The sequence below is a fragment of the Mycobacterium sp. Panama NTM2 genome (genome assembly GCF_054355555.1).
In genome coordinates this window covers 686,932-707,533 of record NZ_CM135953.1, presented here as the reverse complement: position 1 = coordinate 707,533, position 20,602 = coordinate 686,932, and the positions used below count along the sequence as shown (strand labels likewise).

The 20,602-nt window shown below is 70.1% G+C and carries 28 protein-coding genes; 9 read left to right on the top strand and 19 right to left on the bottom strand.

The features are described 5' to 3' along the window. Window positions 1–44 precede the first annotated feature (44 nt). The 4 genes from ACXYX3_RS03515 to ACXYX3_RS03500 are packed head-to-tail and all read right to left on the bottom strand — an operon-like array spanning window position 45 to window position 3,059. Window positions 45–668 carry an SAM-dependent methyltransferase gene (locus tag ACXYX3_RS03515; protein WP_458610164.1) on the bottom strand — a complete coding sequence of 208 codons (624 nt, stop codon included), beginning with the start codon at window positions 666–668 and terminating at the stop codon, window positions 45–47. Then, window positions 665–1,432 carry a PIG-L deacetylase family protein gene (locus tag ACXYX3_RS03510; protein WP_458610163.1) on the bottom strand — a complete coding sequence of 256 codons (768 nt, stop codon included), beginning with the start codon at window positions 1,430–1,432 and terminating at the stop codon, window positions 665–667. Before ACXYX3_RS03510 ends, ACXYX3_RS03515 begins: the two co-directional genes overlap by 4 nt. Continuing rightward, window positions 1,429–2,361, bottom strand: a complete 933-nt coding sequence (locus ACXYX3_RS03505; protein WP_458610162.1) for an acyl-CoA dehydrogenase family protein — start codon at window positions 2,359–2,361, stop codon at window positions 1,429–1,431. Before ACXYX3_RS03505 ends, ACXYX3_RS03510 begins: the two co-directional genes overlap by 4 nt. Further along, the gene (locus tag ACXYX3_RS03500) at window positions 2,358–3,059 is read right to left on the bottom strand and encodes a glycosyltransferase family 2 protein (RefSeq protein ID WP_458610161.1); all 702 of its coding nucleotides are present in this window, start codon (window positions 3,057–3,059) and stop codon (window positions 2,358–2,360) included. Before ACXYX3_RS03500 ends, ACXYX3_RS03505 begins: the two co-directional genes overlap by 4 nt. A gap of 43 nt (window positions 3,060–3,102) precedes the next feature. Here ACXYX3_RS03500 and ACXYX3_RS03495 point away from each other — a divergent pair, with 43 nt between their 5' ends. The 6 genes from ACXYX3_RS03495 to ACXYX3_RS03470 are packed head-to-tail and all read left to right on the top strand — an operon-like array spanning window position 3,103 to window position 8,022. Continuing rightward, window positions 3,103–3,813 carry an HAD family hydrolase gene (locus tag ACXYX3_RS03495; protein WP_458610160.1) on the top strand — a complete coding sequence of 237 codons (711 nt, stop codon included), beginning with the start codon at window positions 3,103–3,105 and terminating at the stop codon, window positions 3,811–3,813. Window positions 3,814–3,824: 11 nt separating this feature from the next. Further along, window positions 3,825–4,280, top strand: a complete 456-nt coding sequence (locus ACXYX3_RS03490; RefSeq protein WP_458610159.1) for a nitroreductase family deazaflavin-dependent oxidoreductase — start codon at window positions 3,825–3,827, stop codon at window positions 4,278–4,280. A gap of 3 nt (window positions 4,281–4,283) precedes the next feature. Beyond that, window positions 4,284–5,183, top strand: coding sequence for a 1,4-dihydroxy-2-naphthoyl-CoA synthase (locus ACXYX3_RS03485; protein ID WP_458610158.1), 900 nt, complete (start codon window positions 4,284–4,286; stop codon window positions 5,181–5,183). 15 nt (window positions 5,184–5,198) lie between these two features. Continuing rightward, window positions 5,199–6,083, top strand: a complete 885-nt coding sequence (locus ACXYX3_RS03480) for an SDR family oxidoreductase (RefSeq protein ID WP_458610157.1) — start codon at window positions 5,199–5,201, stop codon at window positions 6,081–6,083. Beyond that, window positions 6,080–7,618: a long-chain-fatty-acid--CoA ligase gene (locus tag ACXYX3_RS03475; protein WP_458610156.1), complete on the top strand. Its 1,539-nt coding sequence runs from the start codon at window positions 6,080–6,082 to the stop codon at window positions 7,616–7,618. Before ACXYX3_RS03480 ends, ACXYX3_RS03475 begins: the two co-directional genes overlap by 4 nt. Window positions 7,619–7,635: 17 nt before the next feature. After that, window positions 7,636–8,022 (top strand): VOC family protein, encoded by a 387-nt coding sequence (locus ACXYX3_RS03470; RefSeq protein WP_458610155.1) that lies wholly within the window; start codon window positions 7,636–7,638, stop codon window positions 8,020–8,022. Here the strand turns inward: ACXYX3_RS03470 and ACXYX3_RS03465 are convergent. Genes ACXYX3_RS03465 through ACXYX3_RS03455 form a run of 3 tightly spaced genes read right to left on the bottom strand, consistent with a single transcriptional unit; the run spans window position 8,019 to window position 9,901 of the window. Continuing rightward, window positions 8,019–8,318, bottom strand: a complete 300-nt coding sequence (locus ACXYX3_RS03465; RefSeq protein WP_221361388.1) for a DUF3349 domain-containing protein — start codon at window positions 8,316–8,318, stop codon at window positions 8,019–8,021. The genes ACXYX3_RS03470 and ACXYX3_RS03465 overlap by 4 nt on opposite strands. A 10-nt stretch (window positions 8,319–8,328) precedes the next feature. Further along, window positions 8,329–8,613, bottom strand: a complete 285-nt coding sequence (locus tag ACXYX3_RS03460) for a hypothetical protein (protein WP_458610154.1) — start codon at window positions 8,611–8,613, stop codon at window positions 8,329–8,331. Window positions 8,614–8,638: 25 nt separating this feature from the next. Beyond that, complete coding sequence (locus ACXYX3_RS03455; RefSeq protein ID WP_458610153.1) at window positions 8,639–9,901, bottom strand: inorganic phosphate transporter; 1,263 nt, start codon at window positions 9,899–9,901, stop codon at window positions 8,639–8,641. A gap of 228 nt (window positions 9,902–10,129) precedes the next feature. Between ACXYX3_RS03455 and ACXYX3_RS03450 the strand changes: the two genes are divergently transcribed. Together ACXYX3_RS03450 and menE are read left to right on the top strand one after the other, a co-directional pair. Beyond that, window positions 10,130–10,450, top strand: coding sequence for a DUF3349 domain-containing protein (locus ACXYX3_RS03450; RefSeq protein WP_241205208.1), 321 nt, complete (start codon window positions 10,130–10,132; stop codon window positions 10,448–10,450). Next, on the top strand, window positions 10,447–11,595 hold the full coding sequence (menE, locus tag ACXYX3_RS03445; RefSeq protein ID WP_458611967.1) for an o-succinylbenzoate--CoA ligase: 1,149 nt from the start codon (window positions 10,447–10,449) through the stop codon (window positions 11,593–11,595). Before ACXYX3_RS03450 ends, menE begins: the two co-directional genes overlap by 4 nt. Here menE and ACXYX3_RS03440 read toward each other — a convergent pair. The 7 genes from ACXYX3_RS03440 to ACXYX3_RS03410 are packed head-to-tail and all read right to left on the bottom strand — an operon-like array spanning window position 11,592 to window position 15,514. Beyond that, window positions 11,592–11,762 (bottom strand): CsbD family protein, encoded by a 171-nt coding sequence (locus tag ACXYX3_RS03440; RefSeq protein ID WP_458610152.1) that lies wholly within the window; start codon window positions 11,760–11,762, stop codon window positions 11,592–11,594. The genes menE and ACXYX3_RS03440 overlap by 4 nt on opposite strands. A 5-nt stretch (window positions 11,763–11,767) precedes the next feature. After that, window positions 11,768–13,351 (bottom strand): phospholipase D-like domain-containing protein, encoded by a 1,584-nt coding sequence (locus ACXYX3_RS03435; protein ID WP_458610151.1) that lies wholly within the window; start codon window positions 13,349–13,351, stop codon window positions 11,768–11,770. Further along, on the bottom strand, window positions 13,348–13,893 hold the full coding sequence (locus ACXYX3_RS03430) for a hypothetical protein (RefSeq protein ID WP_458610150.1): 546 nt from the start codon (window positions 13,891–13,893) through the stop codon (window positions 13,348–13,350). Before ACXYX3_RS03430 ends, ACXYX3_RS03435 begins: the two co-directional genes overlap by 4 nt. Next, window positions 13,890–14,474 carry a DUF6286 domain-containing protein gene (locus ACXYX3_RS03425; protein ID WP_458610149.1) on the bottom strand — a complete coding sequence of 195 codons (585 nt, stop codon included), beginning with the start codon at window positions 14,472–14,474 and terminating at the stop codon, window positions 13,890–13,892. The genes ACXYX3_RS03430 and ACXYX3_RS03425 overlap by 4 nt, the downstream gene beginning before the upstream one ends. Beyond that, on the bottom strand, window positions 14,471–14,860 hold the full coding sequence (locus tag ACXYX3_RS03420) for an Asp23/Gls24 family envelope stress response protein (RefSeq protein WP_458610148.1): 390 nt from the start codon (window positions 14,858–14,860) through the stop codon (window positions 14,471–14,473). Before ACXYX3_RS03420 ends, ACXYX3_RS03425 begins: the two co-directional genes overlap by 4 nt. Then, window positions 14,853–15,032 carry a hypothetical protein gene (locus ACXYX3_RS03415; protein ID WP_241205203.1) on the bottom strand — a complete coding sequence of 60 codons (180 nt, stop codon included), beginning with the start codon at window positions 15,030–15,032 and terminating at the stop codon, window positions 14,853–14,855. Before ACXYX3_RS03415 ends, ACXYX3_RS03420 begins: the two co-directional genes overlap by 8 nt. Before the next feature lie 38 nt (window positions 15,033–15,070). Continuing rightward, on the bottom strand, window positions 15,071–15,514 hold the full coding sequence (locus tag ACXYX3_RS03410; protein ID WP_458610147.1) for an Asp23/Gls24 family envelope stress response protein: 444 nt from the start codon (window positions 15,512–15,514) through the stop codon (window positions 15,071–15,073). Between the two features lie 214 nt (window positions 15,515–15,728). Between ACXYX3_RS03410 and ACXYX3_RS03405 the strand changes: the two genes are divergently transcribed. Then, on the top strand, window positions 15,729–17,084 hold the full coding sequence (locus ACXYX3_RS03405; RefSeq protein ID WP_458610146.1) for a hypothetical protein: 1,356 nt from the start codon (window positions 15,729–15,731) through the stop codon (window positions 17,082–17,084). Here ACXYX3_RS03405 and ACXYX3_RS03400 read toward each other — a convergent pair. The 5 genes from ACXYX3_RS03400 to ACXYX3_RS03380 are packed head-to-tail and all read right to left on the bottom strand — an operon-like array spanning window position 17,010 to window position 20,524. Further along, complete coding sequence (locus ACXYX3_RS03400) at window positions 17,010–17,477, bottom strand: hypothetical protein (RefSeq protein WP_458610145.1); 468 nt, start codon at window positions 17,475–17,477, stop codon at window positions 17,010–17,012. The two genes, ACXYX3_RS03405 and ACXYX3_RS03400, sit on opposite strands and share 75 nt — an antisense overlap. Then, window positions 17,474–18,580: a molybdopterin-dependent oxidoreductase gene (locus tag ACXYX3_RS03395; protein WP_458610144.1), complete on the bottom strand. Its 1,107-nt coding sequence runs from the start codon at window positions 18,578–18,580 to the stop codon at window positions 17,474–17,476. The genes ACXYX3_RS03400 and ACXYX3_RS03395 overlap by 4 nt, the downstream gene beginning before the upstream one ends. Then, window positions 18,577–19,206, bottom strand: coding sequence for a methyltransferase domain-containing protein (locus tag ACXYX3_RS03390; protein ID WP_458610143.1), 630 nt, complete (start codon window positions 19,204–19,206; stop codon window positions 18,577–18,579). Before ACXYX3_RS03390 ends, ACXYX3_RS03395 begins: the two co-directional genes overlap by 4 nt. Beyond that, window positions 19,206–19,871: a TIGR04282 family arsenosugar biosynthesis glycosyltransferase gene (locus ACXYX3_RS03385; protein ID WP_458610142.1), complete on the bottom strand. Its 666-nt coding sequence runs from the start codon at window positions 19,869–19,871 to the stop codon at window positions 19,206–19,208. The genes ACXYX3_RS03390 and ACXYX3_RS03385 overlap by 1 nt, the downstream gene beginning before the upstream one ends. Then, the gene (locus ACXYX3_RS03380) at window positions 19,868–20,524 is read right to left on the bottom strand and encodes a glycosyltransferase family 2 protein (protein WP_458610141.1); all 657 of its coding nucleotides are present in this window, start codon (window positions 20,522–20,524) and stop codon (window positions 19,868–19,870) included. Before ACXYX3_RS03380 ends, ACXYX3_RS03385 begins: the two co-directional genes overlap by 4 nt. Window positions 20,525–20,602 lie beyond the last annotated feature (78 nt).

Here is a 20,602-nt window from a genome sequence, read left to right as displayed (position 1 = left end):
AGAAATTCGCGGCGTGTTGCGTGCAGACGCGCGCGCTCGCCGAACTAGGCGCCCGGGATGTTGGTGCGGGTCGCGACGGAGTCGGGGCCTGCGGTGTCGAAGACGTCGATGACGACGTCGTCGTCGCGGTAACCGCCGAGACGGTGCAGGCCGGCCGCCCGCGTGATGATGTCGTTGGCCTCGTCGCCGGCCATCGGATAGTCCTCGACCGCATGCCGCCAATGCGCGGCCACGACCGTGGCAGGGCGTGGCAGCCGCGGTACCTCACGCTCCAGCACCGTTCGCAGAGTCTCCGGCTGCAGGTAGTAGCACACCTCTGAGAGCACCACCAGATCGAAGGGCCCGCTCGGCCATGGGGCGTCGATCGACCCGCGTCGCAGATCGGCGCGGCCGATCATGCGCGCCCCGGCCAGACGTCGGTGCGTGGCGTCCAGCGCCGCGACGCTCACATCGATCGCGGTGATCCTGTCGCAGCGGTGCAGCAGCCGCTCGGTGAGCACGCCGACCGAACAGCCCGGTTCGAATGCGTGGCGGTAGCGCCGATACGGGAGCACCGCCGTCGTGATCGCATACTTGCGCTCCTCGTACCAGCGCGTGCCGAGCGACCACGGGTCCTCCGCCTCGGCGTACATGCGGTCGAAGAAGTCGTCGGGCAGTCGGGCACTCAACAGAACGCCACTTCGCCGACCGTCAGCAGCCGATGCAGCACCTCGGGCGGTAACACCGGATCACCGCCGGGAGTGGGTGCGGCGTACTGACTTTCGAAGCACCGCGCGGCCTGCCGCTTGGTCTCCAGCGCCTCGGCGGTGAGCCGGGCCATCCGCGCCCGCTGCCACGGGACGGCGATGTCGCCCGGAAACGACCAGTGCCACATCCACACCGGATACTCCACCAACACCGCACCCGTCTGCGCAATCGCGGCCGCCGCGGCCCGCCCGACCGCCTCGTGATCGGGGTGACCATCCCCGCGCCACGGTGCCGCGCACCAGGTCCCCGCCGGCTTCCCGTCGAGGATCTCGACCAGCAGATCGGTCAGCCGCCCTTCGTGCTGGGCCACCCGCCCGTCGGGCAATCCGAGACTCATCGGCGCGTACATGCCCAAAACCGTTGCTGCCCTGCGCAATTCGTCGCGCCGCGTCCGCTCGAGCTGGTATCGCTGCAAGACGGACAATTCCGGGTACGCCGCCCCGCCGTCGGTGGCCGAGACGATCTGCGTCCGCACCCCGGCGCGCGCCAGGAGCGACGCGGTCGCGCCGAAACCGAGGGTCTCGTCGTCCGGATGTGCTCCGATCACGACGAGTTCCGGACACCCGGTGAGGTCGAGTTCCGGCAACTGCAGCTCGGCGTCGACCCAGACGCGGGTGGGAGTACCGCCGTCCGGGACGGGCTGCGCGGCGAACCTGGTGCCGTTGCCGACCTGAGCCGCCGTCACGCCGAGGCTCCTGCCAGTTGACCGAGACGTTCGAGGTCGCGCTCGGCGTGGCTCTGACGCACGTAGACCGAAAGATCGGCAACCCGTCGCGCATGCTCACCGTCGAGGGCCAGCGGTGCGGGGCCGAGCGCGCGGGCGGTCCGCCCGATGGCCTCCTCCACTGCGGTCTCGGCGACAGCCCTCGCGCGTCGGGCCCACAGCTCGGCAGGCGCCGCAGGGTCCGCGTCGACGGCAGCAGCGGTGACGGCCAGGGTGGCGTCCGCGGCGGCGAGCGCGGCGTCGACCGCGCCCAGGTGTGCCAGCGCATGCGGATCCGCGGTGCCAGCAGCCGCCCGACGGTAGAGAGGCTGCGCCACCGCGCGTGCGCCGCCCAGCCAGCACGCCGCCACGCCGGCGCCACCCTGCCAGAATCCCGGCCGGCTCAGGTACTCCCCCGGCCCACCGACGGACACTGCCGCCACACCGTCGAACTGCACGGAACGGGTGTCGGACTCGGCCATCCCCGCCGCCTGCCAGGTACTCGGCAGCGGACGCACGCCGGGCGCAGCCAGGTCGACGGCGAACAACCCACGGCGATCACCCGGCAGCCGCGCCGTCACCAAGGCATGCGAGCACAGCCCCGCCCCGGAGCACCACGCCTTCACCCCGTCGAGCCGGAACGCGTCACCGTCGCCGGTGGCCACAACCACCGCATCGGGAGGTTCTGCCGCCCACACGCCCCACCACTGTCCCGGCTCCGGACGGGGCCCGCCCAATTCGGCGAGAATCGCGACAGCATCGGCGTGCGCCTCGGCCAACCGGCCGGCCGTCACGTCCTCCTCCGCCATCGCCGCCAACCGTCCCCACCGCTGCCGGGTCTCACCGCGACCGGGCAGGGGCAGGTCGAGTTCGCCTGCGGCCAGCCAGCGCTCGACCAGCCCGACACTCACGAGGCGGCTTTTCGGGACAGCCCCCGCAGGTGCGCGGCGAAGCCGCCCGGTGCGCGACCATCGACACGATCCGACGTCGCCACCGACAGTCCCCGGTCCCGGTGGACCAGCAGCCGTGCCGACAGGAAACGTTCCACCAGGTCGGCATCCTCTGCCGTCGCGAGAGCCCGAAAGCCCCCGACCTGCCAGTAGGCCGAGGCGCGGAACCCCATGTTCGCGCCGTGCACGTGCGAATGCCCCGGCCCGTCCGCGTTGTAGGCACGCAGGTAACGGCGTACCACTGCGGCAGAAAGATTGCGCCACAACGGAACCCGCACCACACCGAGCACCATGTCGGCACCGGGGGCAGTCATCCTGATCAGCCAGTCGGGGCTGACGACGCTGTCGGCGTCCGTCGTGGCGTACCAGGTCGTCGGCCCGTCGTCGCACAGTGTGCGTGCGTACTCGAAGCCCGCGGCACGTGCGGCACCGACATTGCCCGCGTCGACCGACACGACGTGAACGTCGGGGCCGAACTGCCCGGCCAGTGTCTCGCTGCCGTCATCGCAGGCATCGAGCACGACGACGATCGACACCGGCACGGACACGCACAACGCCGCGGTGGTCAGCGCGCGCAGGCACTCGGGCAGCTGATCGATCTCGTTGTGGGCCGGCACCACGACCACGATCTGCTGCAGAGACGACTCCTGGGTGCGCATACCGCTTAGTTAGCCGCAAAACCTCGGTTTCACACCTGGCACGATGGTCGACGTGGCCGACTCCGTGACCGACGTGGATGCAGTGCTGTTCGACTTCTCCGGCACCCTGTTCCGGCTCGAGGAAGACGACAGCTGGTTCGAGGGCATAACCCTCGAGGACGACAGGGTCGTGGACGCGCATGTCCAGGCCGAGCTGGTGCACCGACTGACCGCCCCCACCGGGCGCACGGTCTCGATGACCCCCGAGGCGCTCGACGCGTGGGTCAACCGGGACCTGGCCCCGCATCTACATCGCGAGGCGTATCTGCATGTCCTGCGTGAATCCGGGCTGGCTCGCCACCACGCGGAAGCCCTGTACGCCAAGGTGATCGACCCTGCTTACTGGACGCCCTACCCCGACACCGCGACCGTCCTGGCCGGGCTCACGGAGCGAGGCATCAAGACTGCGGTGGTGTCCAACATCGCCTTCGACATCCGGCCGGCCTTCGACGCGCTCGGTGTCGCCGACGACGTCGACGTCTTCGTCCTGTCGTTCGAAGTGGGCGCGACCAAGCCGGACCCGGCGATTTTCACGGCCGCCCTGGAGCAGCTCGGGGTGCCCGCCGAGCGGGCCCTGATGGTCGGCGACAGCGACGAGGCAGACGGAGGTGCCCGCGCCCTGGGCTGCCGGTTCGCTCTCGTCGACCCGCTGCCGACTCGGGATCGGCGCGACGGGCTGGTCGCGGCGCTGTGGGCACAGGGGATCCCGCTGTAGCGTCGAGAAGCATGGCGAATCCCAAGCCGGCGAATCCCCGGCCGCCGTGGTGGCTCAAGCCGATGAACAAGATCCTGATGGCGGCGACGCGGATCGGGATCATCCGAGACGGGCCGATGGTGCTGACGGTGACGGGCCGTACGTCCGGCCAACCCCGGTCGACGCCGATCACGCCGTTCGAGGTGGACGGTCGCCGTTACGTCGTCGGCGGATTCCCCGGGGCCGACTGGGTGCGCAATGCGCGAGCCAACCCCGAGGCGGTGCTCACGCAGGGGAAGACCCGCGAACATGTCCGGATGGTCGAGCTGTCCGCCGAGGAGGCCCGTCCGCTGCTGCGGCAGTTCCCCGTGCTGGTGCCGACCGGGGTGAGCTTCATGCGCAACGCCGGATTGGTCACCGGCCCCAACCCTGATGAGTTCGAGGCCCTGGCCGGGCGCTGCGCGGTCTTCCGGTTCGATACCGTCTGACGGGTGAGCAACCCGTTCGATCCCAGTCTGTGGCAGCCGGTCGCCGGCTTCGAGGACCTGACCGACATCACCTACCACCGGCACGTCAGCCAGCCGACCGTGCGCGTCGCATTCGACCGGCCGGAGGTGCGCAACGCGTTCCGCCCGCACACCGTCGACGAGTTGTATCGCGCCCTCGACCACGCCCGGATGAGCTCCGACGTCGGGACCGTGCTGCTGACCGGGAACGGCCCGTCGCCCAAGGACGGCGGCTGGGCGTTCTGCTCGGGCGGTGACCAACGCATCCGCGGCCGCTCGGGCTATCAGTACGCCTCGGGCGACACCGCCGAGACCGTCGACCCAGCGCGCGCCGGCCGGCTGCACATCCTCGAGGTGCAGCGCCTGATCCGGTTCATGCCGAAGCCGGTGATCTGTCTGGTCAACGGCTGGGCCGCCGGCGGCGGCCATTCGCTGCACGTGGTGTGCGACCTGACGCTGGCCTCGCGCGAGCACGCCCGGTTCAAGCAGACCGACGCCGATGTCGGCTCGTTCGACGCCGGGTACGGATCGGCGTATCTGGCCAGCCAGGTCGGGCAGAAGTTCGCCCGCGAGATCTTCTTTCTCGGCCGGCCCTACACCGCCGAGCAGATGCACGCGATGGGCGCGGTCAACGAGGTCGTGGACCACGCTGAGCTGGAAACCGTTGCGCTGCAGTGGGCCTCGGAGATCAACGGGAAGTCACCGCAGGCGATCCGGATGCTGAAGTATGCCTTCAATCTTCCCGAGGACGGGCTGGTGGGCCAGCAGCTCTTCGCCGGGGAAGCGACCCGGCTGGCGTACATGACCGACGAGGCCGTCGAGGGGCGTGATGCGTTCCTGGAGAAGCGCGACCCCGACTGGACCCCGTTCCCCCGCTACTTCTGACAGCAGGAGATCCCCATGGCACGCAATCCGCTGCGGCGGCTGGCCGAGCAGGTCGTGTTGACGAGCATGCGGCCGCCGCTGATCCCCACCTTGCTGCAGTATCGGCCCGACCGGGAGATCGTCGACCTGGCCGGCAAGCGCATCCTGCTGACCGGCGCCTCATCGGGCATCGGAGAGGCCGCGGCTGAGAAGCTGGCCCGCCGCGGCGCGACGGTGATCGCGGTGGCCCGCAGGCAGGAGCTCCTCGACGAGCTGGTCACCCGCATCACCGTCGCCGGGGGCAGCGCGCGTGCCCACGCCTGCGATCTGTCCGACCTCGACGCGATCGACGCGCTAGTCGACACCGTCGACGCCGAGTTCGGCGGCGTCGACATCCTGGTGAACAACGCCGGGCGCTCGATCCGCCGGCCGCTGGAGGAGTCCCTGGAGCGGTGGCACGACGTCGAACGCACGATGACGCTCAATTACTACGGCCCGATGCGGCTGATCCGCGGCCTGGCGCCCGGCATGCTCGAGCGGGGCGATGGGCACATCATCAACGTCTCGACCTGGGGCGTGAAGACCGAGTCGCCGCCGCTGTTCGGGGCGTACAACGCCTCAAAAGCGGCGCTGACGTCGATCAGCAGGATCATCGAAACGGAGTGGGGTGACCGGGGCGTGCGCGCCACGACGCTGTTCTACCCACTGGTGAAGACTCCGATGATCGCCCCGACGCGCGCCTACGACGGGCTGCCCGGCCTCTCGGCGAGCGAGGCGGCAGGCTGGATCGTCACCGCCGCGCGGCATCGCCCCGTCAGCATCGCTCCCCGCATCGCCGTCACCGCGCACGCGATCAACAGCATCGCCCCCGCGGCGGTCGACACGATCATGAAGCGTCAGCGCATGCAGCCACGGCAGTGACGTTCGCTGGCCTGGCGGATGTCGTCCGGGGGCACGGCCGGCAGCGTCCCGACGCCCCCGCACTGATCGTCGACGACCGCACCATCACCTACGGCGAGCTCGACGCCCGCTCCAACCAGGTGGCCCAGGCGTTCGCCGCCATGGGTGTGGGCCGCGGTGACCGGGTGGCCTTCATCGACCGCAACGGCGTCGAGTTCTTCGACGTGATCTTCGGGCTGGCCAAGCTGGGGGCCGTCGGGGTGCCGGTGAACTGGCGGCTCGCGCCGGCAGAGATGGCGCACATTCTCGACGACTGCGGGGCCGCCGTCGTCATCGTCGGCAGCGACTTCTTCGCCCACGTCGAAGCCATCGAGGCACAACTGGGCCCGCATGTCATCGCGATCGGCGCCCATCCCCGTTGGCCGGCCTTCGACGACTGGGTGCGCGCCCACCCCGCGATCGATCCGGGAGTGGTCACCGGCCCCGACGACCTCGTCCTGCTGATGTACACCTCGGGGACGACGGGCCGGCCGAAGGGCGCGATGCTCTCCAACGCCAACTACGTCTGCAAGACCCGCGGCGTGGCGGGCCCGTGGCTGCTGGACCCCGGCGCGGTCAGCATGGCCGTGATGCCGCTGTTCCACATGGCCGGCTCCGGCTGGGCGTTCGCCGGGCTGTGGCACGGCGCGCGCACCGTGGTGCTGCGCGACGTCGACCCGGTGGCGATCCTCGACGCGATCGACACCCATCGCGTCACCAACATGCTGGTGGTGCCGGCGGTGGTGCGGATGCTGCTCGACACCCCGGGCATCGCGACGGCCGACGTGTCGAGCCTGCGAATCGTGGTGTTCGGCGCCTCCCCTATCAGCGACGATGTGCTGCGGCGCGGGGTGGAGCGGTTCGGCGCAGTGTTCGCCCAGGTGTACGGGATGACCGAGACCACCGGCTCGATCACTCAGCTGGCGGCGTCCGAGTTGAGCGCCGAGACGATGCGATCCTGCGGCACACCGTATCCGTGGGTGCAGGTGCGCATCACCGACCCCGACGGGCTGGACGTGCCGACCGGTGCCGTTGGTGAGGTGTGGACGAAGTCGCGGCAGAACATGCTGGGGTACTGGCAGAACCCGGAGGCCACCGCGGCGACACTGACCCCCGACGGCTGGCTACGGACCGGCGACGCCGGCTACCTCGACGCCCGAGGGCGGCTGTACCTGCACGACCGGATCAAGGACATGATCGTCTCCGGCGGGGAGAACGTGTACCCCGCCGAGGTGGAGAACGTGCTGATGACCCATCCCGACGTGGCCGACGTCGCCGTGATCGGGGTGCCCGACGATCGATGGGGCGAGGCGGTCAAAGCCGTCGTGGTGCCCGCGGCGGGAGCACACCCGAGCGAGCACGCCCTCATCGACTTCGCGCGCGGGCATCTCGGGGGCTTCAAGCTCCCCAAGAGCGTCGACTTCGTCGATGCGCTACCCCGCAACCCGAGCGGCAAGATCCTGAAACGTACTGTGCGGGAACCCTATTGGCGAGGCCACAGCCAGCCCGTCGGCTGACGTGATAGACACGGGCCATGGAGATCCTGGCCAGCAGGGTGCTGTTGCGGCCCGCGGATTACGACCGCTCCCTGGCGTTCTACCGCGACGGCCTCGAGTTGGCGATCGCCCGCGAGTATCCCGGGGGCACCGTGTTCCACGCCGGCCAGTCTCTGATCGAGATCGCCGGGCACGGGAAGCCGACCGCGGGGGCACCGCCGTTTCCCGGGGCGCTGTGGCTGCAGGTCCGTGATCTCGCCGCGACCGAAGATACGTTGCGGCAGCGCGGAATTCAGATTTCCCGAGAGGCACGGCAGGAGCCGTGGGGGTTGCTCGAGATGCACGTCCACGACCCGGACGGGGTACTGCTGATCGTCGTCGAAGTGCCCGACGAGCACCCGCTGCGTCGCGACACCCGCGGCTAGCGTGCCGGCGCCGCCAACGGCCAGCCGACCGATGCCAGACGGGATGCGACCTGGTGCATCTCCTCCGGATTGGGCTCCTTGTCGGTCACCACGTGAATGGCCGCACGGATCTCCTGCTCGGTGACCTCATCGGAGTTGGAACCCTTGAGGACGGTCTGGGCCGCCTTCACGACCTCTTCCTCGGTCAGCGTGCGCGAGAGCAACGCCAGCAACGGGAAGTAGTCCTTCTGCGGCACACCCTGCGGATAGCCGTCGTGCAGCCAGGTCAGGATGTTGCTGAAACTGTTCTCGGCCATCGCGATCAGCTCACTTTCCGGGAAGGAAGGGAACGGGGTTGAACCCGAAGTGGTGGTTGATGGTGCCCTTGGTGATGTAGAGGATGCCGATCACGATCACGACGGCGACGATGGCGAACAGCAGTAGACCGAGTGCCTTGAGCGCCGGGTTGGGGGCGTCGACCGTTCCGTCGGCCTCGGCGCCGCCGGCTCCGCGGGAGTAGGCGACGAGCCCGACGGCGAACAGCGCGGGGAGGCCGGCACCGAGGACGAGGCCCACGGCGAGCACCTTGAGGATCGCTTCCAGATAGGACATGTACGTTCCTTGTCTCGTTGCCCGGTTACACCGAGGCAGCGGGCTTGTCGGTGGCCTTGTCGGCGGCCTGGGTGAGGGCGCGCGCGTCGGCGGGGACCACCGAGTTGGTGGCCTCGTCCCAGTCGGCGTTGACGTTGTGGTGGTTGACCTTCTGCTGCTGGGCACGCCAGTACATGTAGCCGGAGAGGGCCACCAGGATGACGAAGATCAGACCGTCACCGGCCAGCGCGTTACCGGTCATCTTCTCGACCATGTGCGACAGCCAGAACGAGAGCGCGCCGACGATGCCGGCGGCGGGCAGGGTGATCACCCATGCGGTGGCCATCCGGCCGGCGACGGCCCAGCGCACCTGCGCGCCGGGCTTGCCGACACCGCTGCCCAGGATGGAGCCGGTCGCGACGTGGGTGGTGGACAGCGCCATGCCCGCGGCGCTGGAGGACAGGATGATCGCGGCCGACGACGCCTCGGCGGCCAGGCCCTGCGGGGCCTCGATCTCGACCAGGCCCTTGCCCAGGGTGCGGATCACGCGCCAACCGCCGATGTAGGTGCCCAGTCCGATGGCCAGGGCGCAGGACGCGATGATCCAGAACGGCAGACCGTCCTCCTTCACGTTGCCGGTGAGGTGGCCGGTGGTGATCAACGCGAGGGCGATCACGCCCATCGTCTTCTGCGCGTCGTTGGTGCCGTGCGCGAGAGCGACGAGCGAAGCGGTGGCGATCTGGCCCCAGCGGAATCCCTCTTCACGGCGCTTCTTCAGGACGCTGCGGGTGAGGCGGTAGACCAGCCAGGTGCCGCATGCGGCGACCAGCCCGGCGATGAACGGCGCCGCCAGAGCGGGGATGACGACCTTGCTGATCACACCACTCCAGTTGACCCCGGAGGTGCCGAGCGCGGCGAGGCCGGCGCCGATGAGCCCGCCGAAAAGCGCGTGCGACGAGCTCGACGGGATGCCGAACAGCCAGGTGAGCAGGTTCCACAGGATGCCGCCGATGAGGCCGGCGAAGATGATCGTCAACCCCGTGGAGGCGTCGATCCCCGCCACCAGCGAACCGGTCTTGCTGTCCTGGATCTTGAGCACCGACGTGGTGATCGTGATCGCGACCTCGACCGACAGGAACGCACCGACGAGGTTGAGCACGCCGGCCAGGATCACCGCCGTCTTGGGCTTGAGCGCACCGGTCGCGATGGACGTCGCCATCGCGTTCCCCGTGTCGTGGAACCCGTTCGTGAAGTCGAATGCCAGCGCCGTGGCAATCAACAGCACGAGGATGATCAGCTCTCCGCTCATGGTGATGATTCTGCTGGCCCGCAATCGTTTTTGACTAATCGACACAGGCCCCCAACCGAGGTGCCACATGGCACTTTTTCCAAAGCGGGCCAGGTGTTCATCTGCTGTTCATCTTGGCGCCGGCAACCGTTGTGTCCCCGCGCCGCCGAACACCCTCCGGACCGGCCCGCGGCTACTATCGAGCTGCCGAGGGCACCTCGCCCCGACGTCTGCACGGGAGATGAGACGTTGACCAAATTCCTGGCAAGGATCGTGGCGTGGGTCGCGGCCGGCTATCCCGAAGGGGTGCCCGGCCCTGATCGCATCCCGCTGCTGGCGCTCCTGCGCCGCCGGCTGACCGACGACGAGGTCAAAGCCGTGGTGGCCGCCCTGACCGACGGTTCCTCTCCCTCTGACCCGCCCGGCATCGACACCGTCGACATCGGCGTCCTGATCACCCAGATCACCGACGATTTGCCGTCCCCCGACGACGTCGAGCGGGTGCGCGAACGGCTCGCCGCGCAGGGCTGGCCGCTCGATGATCCGCGCGACAGTGAGGACACGCCATAGCCACCCTGCGCCCGCTTCCCGTGGCCGCCGGCGTCGCGGCGTTGGCTGCGCTGCCCGACGTCGAAGCGGCGCTGCAGGACCGGGCCAGTCTGCTTCCGGTACCGGCCGAGGATCCGGACCAGTCCGCGATGCTGGCCCGGGCACTGCGCGCCGGGGACGAGATCGCCGATGCGGTGGCGGCGGTGCTGTCGACATCGGGCACGACCGGAACTCCCAAGGGCGCACTGCTGAGCACCTCGGCGCTGCTGGCCAGTGCGCACGCCACGCACGAGAGGCTCGGCGGGCCGGGGAAATGGTTGTTGGCCCTGCCCGCTTATCACGTGGCGGGATTCCAGGTGCTCGTCCGCAGCGTCGTGGCCGGCACCACGCCGGTCGCGATCCCAGCCAATGCGCCGCCGGCCGACCTGGCCCTGGCCGTCTCGGTGATGGGTACGGGCCGGCGCTACGCGTCACTGGTCGCTGCCCAGTTGACGAAAGCACTGGACGACCCAGCGGCCGCCGATGCGCTGGCCTCGTTGGATGCGGTCCTGATCGGCGGCGGTCCGATGCCCGCGGCGGTGGCCGAGAAAGCCGCTGCCGCAGGCGTTCCGGTGATCCAAACCTACGGCATGAGCGAGACCGCGGGTGGGTGCGTCTACGACGGCATGCCGCTGACCGGGGTGCAGGTGGCCCTCGACGGGTCCGGCCGCATCTCTCTGGGCGGCGAGACGGTGGCGCTGGGCTACCGCAACCCGATCACACCGGACCCGTTCGTCGAACCGGGGTGGTTCCGCACGGATGACATTAGCGCTTTGGATGACTCGGGGGTTCTGCGGGTCCTGGGTCGCGTCGACGATGCGATCAGCACCGGCGGGCTGACCGTGCTGCCGGGGATCGTGGAGGCGGCGGTGGCCAGCCACCCCGCGGTGGCGGAGTGCGCGGTGTTCGGGGTGGCCGACCAAAGACTGGGGCAGCGTGTCGTCGCGGCCGTCGTCGTGACGGACGGGGCGACGATCACGCTGCCCGAATTGCGTTCGCATGTCGCTGCGGACCTTCCGGCGACGGCGGCACCCCGGGAGGTGCACGTCGTCGCCGAGCTGCCGCGGCGCGGTATCGGCAAGATCGACAGACGCGAACTCATCCGCCGATTCACCGTGGGCGACTAGCTGAGCCTGTCCTTGATGTTCTCGCCGACCTTCTTGGCGCCCGAGACGCCCTGATCCTTCTGGCCTTCGGCCTTCAGGTCGTCGTTGCCCGTGACGTCGCCGACCACTTCCTTGGCCTTGCCGACGGCATCCTCAGCGGCGTTCTTGGCCTTGTCGATGAAACCCATTTGTTTCACCCTTTCTCGTGATGAGCGCCCCCTCTGGGCGCTGACATCACTTGGTCGTCTGCGTCGGCGGATTCCGTACGTGCCCAGGAGGTGATGTGCGACACGATGTTCGGGTAGACGCGGGCCACCGGCCACAACACCAGCCCGGTCACCATGCTGGCCAGTCCCTCCAGGAGGGAGGGCGGCACATGATCGGGGTCCATCAGGTCGTTCTCGCCCAAGGGCCCGGCTTCCCTCGACACCATGTAGCGGGTGAACGTTCGCAGTGAACGACCGGTGCCGCGCAGGGCGTTGACCGCGGCCAGGAAGGAACCGCGGCGCTCCAACTCCCGGCGGAAGTCACTGACGGAGACGCCGAGGTGTTCGGCGACGAGATCGTCTCGCGTGAGCAGGATTTCATGGGCCACGTCGGTGCGCTCGCCGGCTTCGATGGCCACATCGCACTCGCTGTCGAAGCCCAGCGATCGGTTGTTCAGATTCGACGAGCCGATCCGCAGTAGGCGGTCGTCGATCACCATCACCTTGGAGTGTACGTAGACCGGCATTCCTCCGGTGGTCACCGGCCAGTAGACACCGAATCGGTTGTGGTGATCGGCTTTCCAGAGCATTCGCAGCAGCCGCTCGCGCGCGCTGTCCATCGACTCCTGCTCGAGGCGACTCTCCGAGCTGCGGGGCAGGACGATCACGACCTCCGGGCCGTCGGGTTCGCGCAACCGGGCCGCGAGTGCGTCAGCCAGGCGCCGCGAGGCGAGATATTGATTCTCCAGATAGATCACGGAGCGGGCGCTGGCGATCGCGGCGAGGTTGAGTGCTTCGACCTCACGCACCTCTGCGCGCGACCCGAAGGAAGGAAGGGTGCGGGCGATCGCGACGTCCACGTCGCGCACGTCGGGGCGTAACCCCCGCGGCCACGTCGGCCCCACCGGGGTCACCGGATCGAGGTCGGTTCCTGTCGCGTCGCACCATCGTCGCCGGGCCTCCTCGGCCAGCGCCAGCGCGGCGGCGTCGTCGACCACAGCCGCCACTTCGTGACGAGGTCCGTAGGTGTGCCCTGCCGACGATCGGCCGCGGTCGCGACGGGCATGATCACGCCGGTCCCAGCGGCCGAGCGTCAGGTCGATGCCGCCGCAGAACGCCACCGCGTCGTCGATCACGACGATCTTCTGGTGGTGCACGGCGCCGGTGGGCCGGGCCCCGTCGACCGCGAAATGCATGCGGGGCAACGTGAATCGATTGACCAGCGAGACAGGCGTGAGACCGAACCAGAACTGGTCGAGTGCGGGCAGCAGGTTCAGGTTCGACTTGAGCAGATACACCTCGAGCTCGGGGCGCCGCCACACCAGCCAGGTCAGGAACAACCCGAGGGTGTCGGGCCCGCTCAGCGTCGAACCGGTCGGCTCGAACGCCGTGCGCGCGTCCAGGTCCCAGCCGATCAGCATGATGCGGCGGCGTGCGTTGAGCATCGCCTCTTTGACGTAATAGAGGTAGTCCGCACCGTCGACGAGCCGGCTGAACGTGCCGGCGCGTTCACTGCGCCAGCACGTCACACCCGGCTCGAGGACGGCGCTCGTCTGCTCGCCAGCCGTCATCGCACGACGGTTCCGGCCTTGGCGTCGACGCGCAGAACGGTGCGGATCGCGACACTGCCGCCGAGCATCGCCACGGCCGTGCGGGCGGTGTCGTCTGCAGCAGTGATGGCGGCGGACAGACCGGACCGGGCGGGAACCCGCACGGTGAGCGTCACGGTGGGGCGCCCGTGGTTGCGCGTGGCGCTTCCGGAGGCCTTGAGGATGGCCGGATCGGCAGCCAACACATCAGCGGCAGCGGAGGCCACCGAGGTCGTGTCAGCGGTCGCGGTGGCGTCACCGCTCACATCGACCCGGGCTGCCTTGGCCGGCCAGCGATGCGCGGCGAGCCAGCGCAGCGCCGCCAGGATCAGCACGACCCCGGCACCGCCGAGCGCCCACGGCCACCACGGCGCCGACGTCCAGCCGGCCAGCGGCGTCGTCAGGGCTCGCCCGGCGCCGAGGTCCCCTCGGGTCCAGGCAACTGCAGCCAGCCCGAGCGCCACCATGGCGATGCCGGTCAGCAGGGTCACGACGCGGTCGAACGCGACAGCGGCGCGGCTCATCGGATCTCCTCCGTTCGGGTGCGGACGACAATGCGTGGCGGGCTCTGCAGCACGGCCAATCTGCGCGTCACCGCGTCGGTGATGCTACGGCGCATCGCGTCGGCGTCGTCGCGGGTGACGCGACAGCGCACGACGACGCGACGCCGCGACGCCGAGGCGCGCGCGTCGACGACCCCGGCGACCTCGCGAGCCGCAGCACCCGCCAGTGCCGCGACGGAGTCGACGGTCAGGTACATCGGTGTCTGCGCGGCGACGGCCACCGCCGTGCGCCGACGCGGCGCCAGGGCGGTCGCGGTCAACACCAGACCGCAAAGCAGCACCGCGACGCCGGCGACCGCCAGCCAACCGGCGGGTTCGACACCGTCCACGGCGGCGGCAGCAGCAGGAAGCCACGTCGAGCCAGAGGCCCAGCCCAGCCCGATGGCGGCGTCGCGCACAGCGACCACACCGAGTGCGGCCAGCAGGATCGCCAGCACCACCGCGACCTTGCTCGCCCCGGCCGCCGCCACCGGAACCGGCGCCGCACGCACGGACGAACGTTGCGGCGCTTCGGCTCCCACAGTCTCGTTCACTGTGGTCATGACAGTTTCCTCTCAGTACTGGGCGGGATGATCGCCGCCACGTGCACCGTCACGCCGTCCACGGCCAACCCCGCGTGGTCGCGCAGGGCTGTCCTGACACGCTCACGTGCATCCGCCGACAGCGCGGCCAGGGGCCGGCCCCATTCGACGGCGATTTCGACCGCGGTGCGGACGTGGTCGGCTGCCACGACGGCGTCGACGCGAGGCAGGTCGTGGCCGACCAGGTTGGTCAACGCTCGGCCGTGCCGCCGCACTCCGGGGGTGGTGAGCACGGCAGCCTCCACCAGGTGCTCGATCGCGCGGTCGCGGACCCGGAGGCTGCCGCGGTCACCGGGATCGGTGACCGCAGCCTCCTCATCGACGACGGCGGTGCCTTCCTCAGCCACGGCCCCGGCCCTGCAGCCAGCTCGTGACGTCGAACTCGCCGTCGCGCTGGCCCCCGATCACATACCCGATCGCGCCGAGAACGAACGCGATGAGGAAGCCGGTGAATCCACCGGCCGCGGCGGCCACTCCGAGAAGCACCCCGGCCAGCATGCCGACTGTCGCTGTCGTCATCGTCTCTCTCCTCTGCCGTACGTCGCTGCCGTAGTCCGTCACTCGACCCGGCCCGACCGGTCCTCGGTGTCGTCACCATCCTCGTCGGGCACGTGGATGTCGTGGACGGTGATGTTGACCTCGACGACCTCCAGGCCCGTCATGCGCTCCAGCGCTGCGATGACGTTACGGCGGATACCCGCTGCCACGTCGGAGATCGAGACGCCGTACTCGGCGACGATGTCGAGGTCGACTGCGGCCTGCTTCTCACCCACCTCGACGGAGACGCCCTGCGAGTAGTTGGTCGAGGCGCCGGGGATGCGGTCACGCAGGGCGCCGACGGCGCGGCTGGCGTTGCCGCCGAGGTCGTGCACGCCGTGGACTTCGCGCGCGGCCAGACCGGCGATCTTGGACACCACGACATCGGCGATGGTGGTGCTGCCCTGGGTGGTCACCAGCGGGCCGGAGCCGGCCTTGGCAACGGTGGTGGTGGGGGTGGTCATGATGGTCCTCCTACGGTGATGTGTCGGTGTTCCTACAGGTCTTCAGTCGTCGCCCCGCGTCCGATCCGAATGCCGACTCGATGTAATCCCGCACACACCACCAGATGTGCGCCCACGAGCGATATGTTCCGGTACCCCCGCGTTCGTCGAGGTGAAACGGCCGTCACCGACCTGTCAGACCTGCGACGGGGTCGCGGTCCCTAGGCTGTCGGGGATGTCCGTGTCTCGCAGAGAAGCAGTGGCCGTCACCTGCGCCGTGATCCTGGTGGCGGCGGCCTTCGTCGTGCCGCGCCTGCATCTGCCCGTGGTCACCCCGCTGCTCAACGCGGGCCCGGACCGGTTCCGCGACTTCGCCGACACCGCACCCATCTTCGGATGGTGGAACGCCCACGTGGGCCCGGGCACCGTCCCGGCGATCGCGATCGGGTTGGCCGCGGTGCTGTGGGGGCCTGCGCTGGCCGCGCGGCTGCCGTGGCGCGCGGTGCCGTGGGCGGCGTGGGCGACATCCTGTGCGTGGGCCTTCAGCCTCGCCATGGTGGACGGCTGGCAGCGCGGTTTCGCGGGGCGGCTGACCGCCCGCCACGAATACCTGCGCCAGGTGCCGACGATCGACGACGTCGGCGAGGCCGTCCGCACCTTCGCCGGCCGGATCCTGGACTACCAGCCCGACTCCTGGATCACCCACGTCTCCGGGCACCCGCCGGGCGCACTGCTGACGTTCGTGTGGCTGGATCGCATCGGGCTCGGCGGTGGGGCGTGGGCCGGACTGCTGTGCCTGGTGGCCGGCTCCAGCGCCGCTGCCGCGATCGTCGTCGCCGCGCGCGCGCTGAGCGACGAGGACACCGCACGCCGGGTCGCCCCGTTCGTCGCGGTGGCGCCGACGGCGATCTGGATCGCGGTGTCGGCCGACGGCTACTTCGCCGGGGTCGCCGCCTGGGGCATCGCCTTGCTCGCCCTCGCGGTCACCGGGACGGCGCGGTGGCCCCTCGTCGCGGCGGCGGGCGCCGGGCTGCTGCTCGGCTGGGGCATCTTCTGCAACTACGGCCTGGGGTTGATCGCGCTGCCTGCGGTGGCGGTGCTGATCACTGCGCGCAGTACACGGGCGCTGCTGACCGCGCTGGTGCCGGCGGTGCTGGGCGCGCTGCTGGTGGTGGCGATCTTCGCGGCCGCCGGATTCTGGTGGCTCGACGGCTACCACCTCGTGCAGGAGCGATATTGGCAGGGCATCGCCAACGACCGGCCGTTCGCCTACTGGGGGTGGGGCAACCTTGCCGCGGTGGTGTGCGCAATCGGCCTCGGCAGCGTGGCCGGCCTGGCCCGGGTGTTCGATCTCGCTGCCCTGCGCCGTCGCAGCGGGCTGCACCTGGTGGTGCTCGGTGCCCTGCTGGCCATCGTGGCCGCCGATCTGTCCCGATTGAGCAAGGCCGAGACCGAGCGCATCTGGCTGCCGTTCATGGTGTGGCTGGTGGCCGCGGCGGCTCTGCTGCCGCGGCGGTCACACCGTTGGTGGTTGGCGCTCAACGTCATCGGGGCGTTGGCGATCAACCATTTCATCCTGACTAACTGGTAGCAGCCGCCGCGCGAGAACCGACAGCGGCACCAACACCCACACCACCGCCAGCGCGACCCAGAACCCGGTCACGTAGTCACGGTCGAGCACCGTCATGTTGTCCGGCCGCATACCCGGTTTGTCGTACACCGGCACCGCCAGCAGTGCCAGCACCACGCTGCACAGCGCGGCGATCCCCGCCGGGGCGCGCCACCCGGCCGGGATCAGGCGCCGCCCCGCGAAACCCAGTGCGGCGCACAGCGGAGCGAACACGAAGTCGTGCAGGATGACGCCCGCCGCCGCCCAGATCGCGATGCGGATCAACACCGCCGTCGAGAAGTCGACGAGTAGCAGCGCACCGTAGCCCGCGAGCGCGAGGCCCGCGGCCACCAACACCGTTCGTACGACCGTCACGGCACCACCTCGATCCGCGTCAACCACTTCGTCTGCAGCACACCGGGTCGCGAGGGCGCGATCAGCCGGCACGGGTAGCCGTGGTCCAGGTTCAGCGTCTCCCCGTTCAACTGCAGCGCGATCAGCGTCAGGTCGTCACGCGCGTGCTGCGTCGGGAGCACGGTTCGGGAGTACGGCCCCGGGCCTTCGAGCGAGATCATCCGGACATCGGAGTCCGGGGACGCGCCGACCGCGGCGAGCAACTGGGCGAGCACCACCCCGGACCACTGCGCGTCGACGCTCCACCCTTCCACGCATGCAATCGGCAGCCGGTGCGTGCTCTGCGGCAGAGCGGCGAGTTCGGCGACGCTGAACTCGCGGCTGCGAGTGCCGTTGACCACGGTCAGCCGATACTGCGGTGACCGAGCCGCGGCGATCACGCCCGCCGCGATCGCCGAGCGGTTGACCGGAAGCCCCTGTGGCCCCTGACCCGAACGCGGCGCCAGCACCGAGACCCGGCGCAGCAGCGGGACCGTCTGCCCCACGGTGACCACGGTGGCTGCCGCGACCGCCAGCCACGTTCCGATCAACACGGTGCGCCGGGTCGGCCCGGAGCTGCGCACTTTCGGGTCGTCGAGAGGTTCGCCGAGCGCACGCCGGATCACCGGCAGCTTGACCCCGATGTGCACGACGACCGCGCCGACCGCGACCCAGGCGACCGCGTAATGCGCTGTGGTGAAGAAGAATCCGAAGACATACCACTGCGCGGTGTTGAGCAGACCGGTGCTCAGCTGGAAGATGATCGACGCGACCAGGACGAGGATGGAGAGCCGTTCCAGCGCGCGGACCGGGCCGCCGAGCAACGGCCGTTCGAACAGTCTCGGCCACACCGACCACAGCTTGACCACGAGCAGGGGAATCGCCGCGATGCCGCTGGCGACGTGCAGACCCTGGGTGAAGCGGTAGAGCCACACCGGTCGGGTGGGCCACCAGAACCAGGGCTGCGGGTGCTGGATGAGGTGGCTGATCAGCCCGGTCAGAAAGCAGATCCCCACGGCGACACCGAGTGCCAGCCCGACCCGGGCGGTGATCGGGGTGCCGCGCAGCGTCGAGAAGCGCGTCACGCTGCGGCGAGGGTGGCGACCACCCTCGTGCCGATGTGCCGGATGCCTGCGACCGCGAGACCCACCTCTGCGGCCAGCGCGGGCATGCTGTCGATACCCACCGACGCCCACTTGAACCACGGCCCGATGGTGCTCGATGACTCCAACCGCACCCAACCGACATCGATTCCTATTGCCGCGGAATCGAATTCGGCCAGACAGCGACCGCCGCTGCGCAGCAGCTCGGCGGCCCGGCGCAGCACCCTCGCCGGGTCGCCGCCGAGCCCGATGTTGCCGTCGGCCAGCAGCACGGTCTGCCAGCGGCCCGTCCCCGGCAACGGCTCGAACAGATCGCGGTGCAGCGCGGGCGCTCCACTGCTGCGCGCCAGCCGCACGGCGGTCGGCGAGAGATCGACCCCGAGCGCGGGGACGCCGCGCTGCACCAGGTACGACACCAGACGGCCAGGGCCGCAACCCAAATCGATCGTCGGGCCCTCGCACATGTCGACGACCGCGGTGTCGAACCGGTCGTCGGCGTGCCTGCCGCCCAACCAGTTGTGCACCGGCAACCGGCTCACCCGGCCGTCGTCGCGGCGCACCCAACATCGTTCCCCGGTCAGGGCTCGGTCGTAGAGCTGTCCGAACATCAGGCCTCCACCGTCGCTGTGATCCGGGCGAATCGCGAGCCCGCCGGACAGGCGCTGCGCACCGCCTCGACGTCGTCGATCGTGTCGACGTCGGCGAGTTCGGTGACCAGCCCCACGGACAACCCGGTGTCCCGCAGCGCAGCCAGCGTTACGGCACCCGTGTCGGGTGCCGACATCGGCACCTCCCGCAGACAGTCCGCGGCCGCGGCGACGCGCACGCCGAGCACCCACCACCCGCCGTCGCGGGCCATCCCCAACACGGCGTCGTCGTCGCGCAACCCGTCGACGCACTCGGCCAACAGATCCGGGCTCACCTGGGGCGTGTCCATCCCGATCTGCACCACCGCGGTCGTCCCGGTCGCAGCGGCGGCGTCGACGTGGGCATTGGCCAGCCGATCGGCGAAGTGTTCCCCGCGCTGGGGAACCACGACGAAATCGCCTAGCCGGTCCCGGATCTCCGCGGAGCGGGCCGCGGCGGCGAGATCGCCGGTCATCGCGACCACGCGCGCATCGGCAGAGGTGCCCGCCACCGCGTCCAGGGTGTCCAACAGGGCGGCCGCGGCGATATCGGCGGCCGTCGCGTCACCGACAGTGGCCGCCAACCGCGTCTTCGCCAGGCCCGGCACCGGAGCCTTGGCCACCACCAGCAGACACGTGCCCGTCACCGGATCACCTTCATGAAGTCGAGTGCCGCGACGGCACTGCCCTTCATCGAGCCGCTCACCTTCGAGGTGCCGCCGGTGCGGGGGCCGTAGGCGACGTCGCGTTCGACGACGGTCCACCCCGCCTGCGCCGCCTTCACCAACAGCTCGAGCGGATAGCCCGAGCGGCGATCGGTGACCCCGAGGCCGAGCAGCGCGTCGCGGCGGGCCACCCGCATCGGCGCGATGTCGTGCACCGGCAGGCCGTAGCGGCTGCGCAGCCGCCAGCACACCGCCGCGGTGCCGAGTCGCGCATGCCAGGGCCACGTCAACCCGGGGGTGGCGCGGCGCCGGCCGATGGCCATGTCGGCGCCCCGCTCGACGTCGTCGACGAGGGTGGGCAGATTCAGCGGGTCCAGCGAACCGTCGCCGTCGAGCACCGCCACGATCGGCGTCTCGGCCGCCTCCACCCCCGCATGCACGGCAGCCCCGTACCCGGGCGTCGTCTCGGCAACCACGGTGGCACCGCATCGCCGGGCCACCAGCGCCGTCGCGTCGGTGCTGTTGTTGTCCACCACCAGAGCGCGGTACCCCGCCGGGATCGCCGCCAACACCCCCGGCAGCGACTCGGCCTCATTGAGGCACGGGAGCACCACCGTGACCGGACTGTCGGGCATAGCTCGCAACGCTAGGCCAGCAGGGCGGTGGGCGCGAGCGGCAAGCCTGACGAATGCGTGACATAGGTGCAGGTAGTG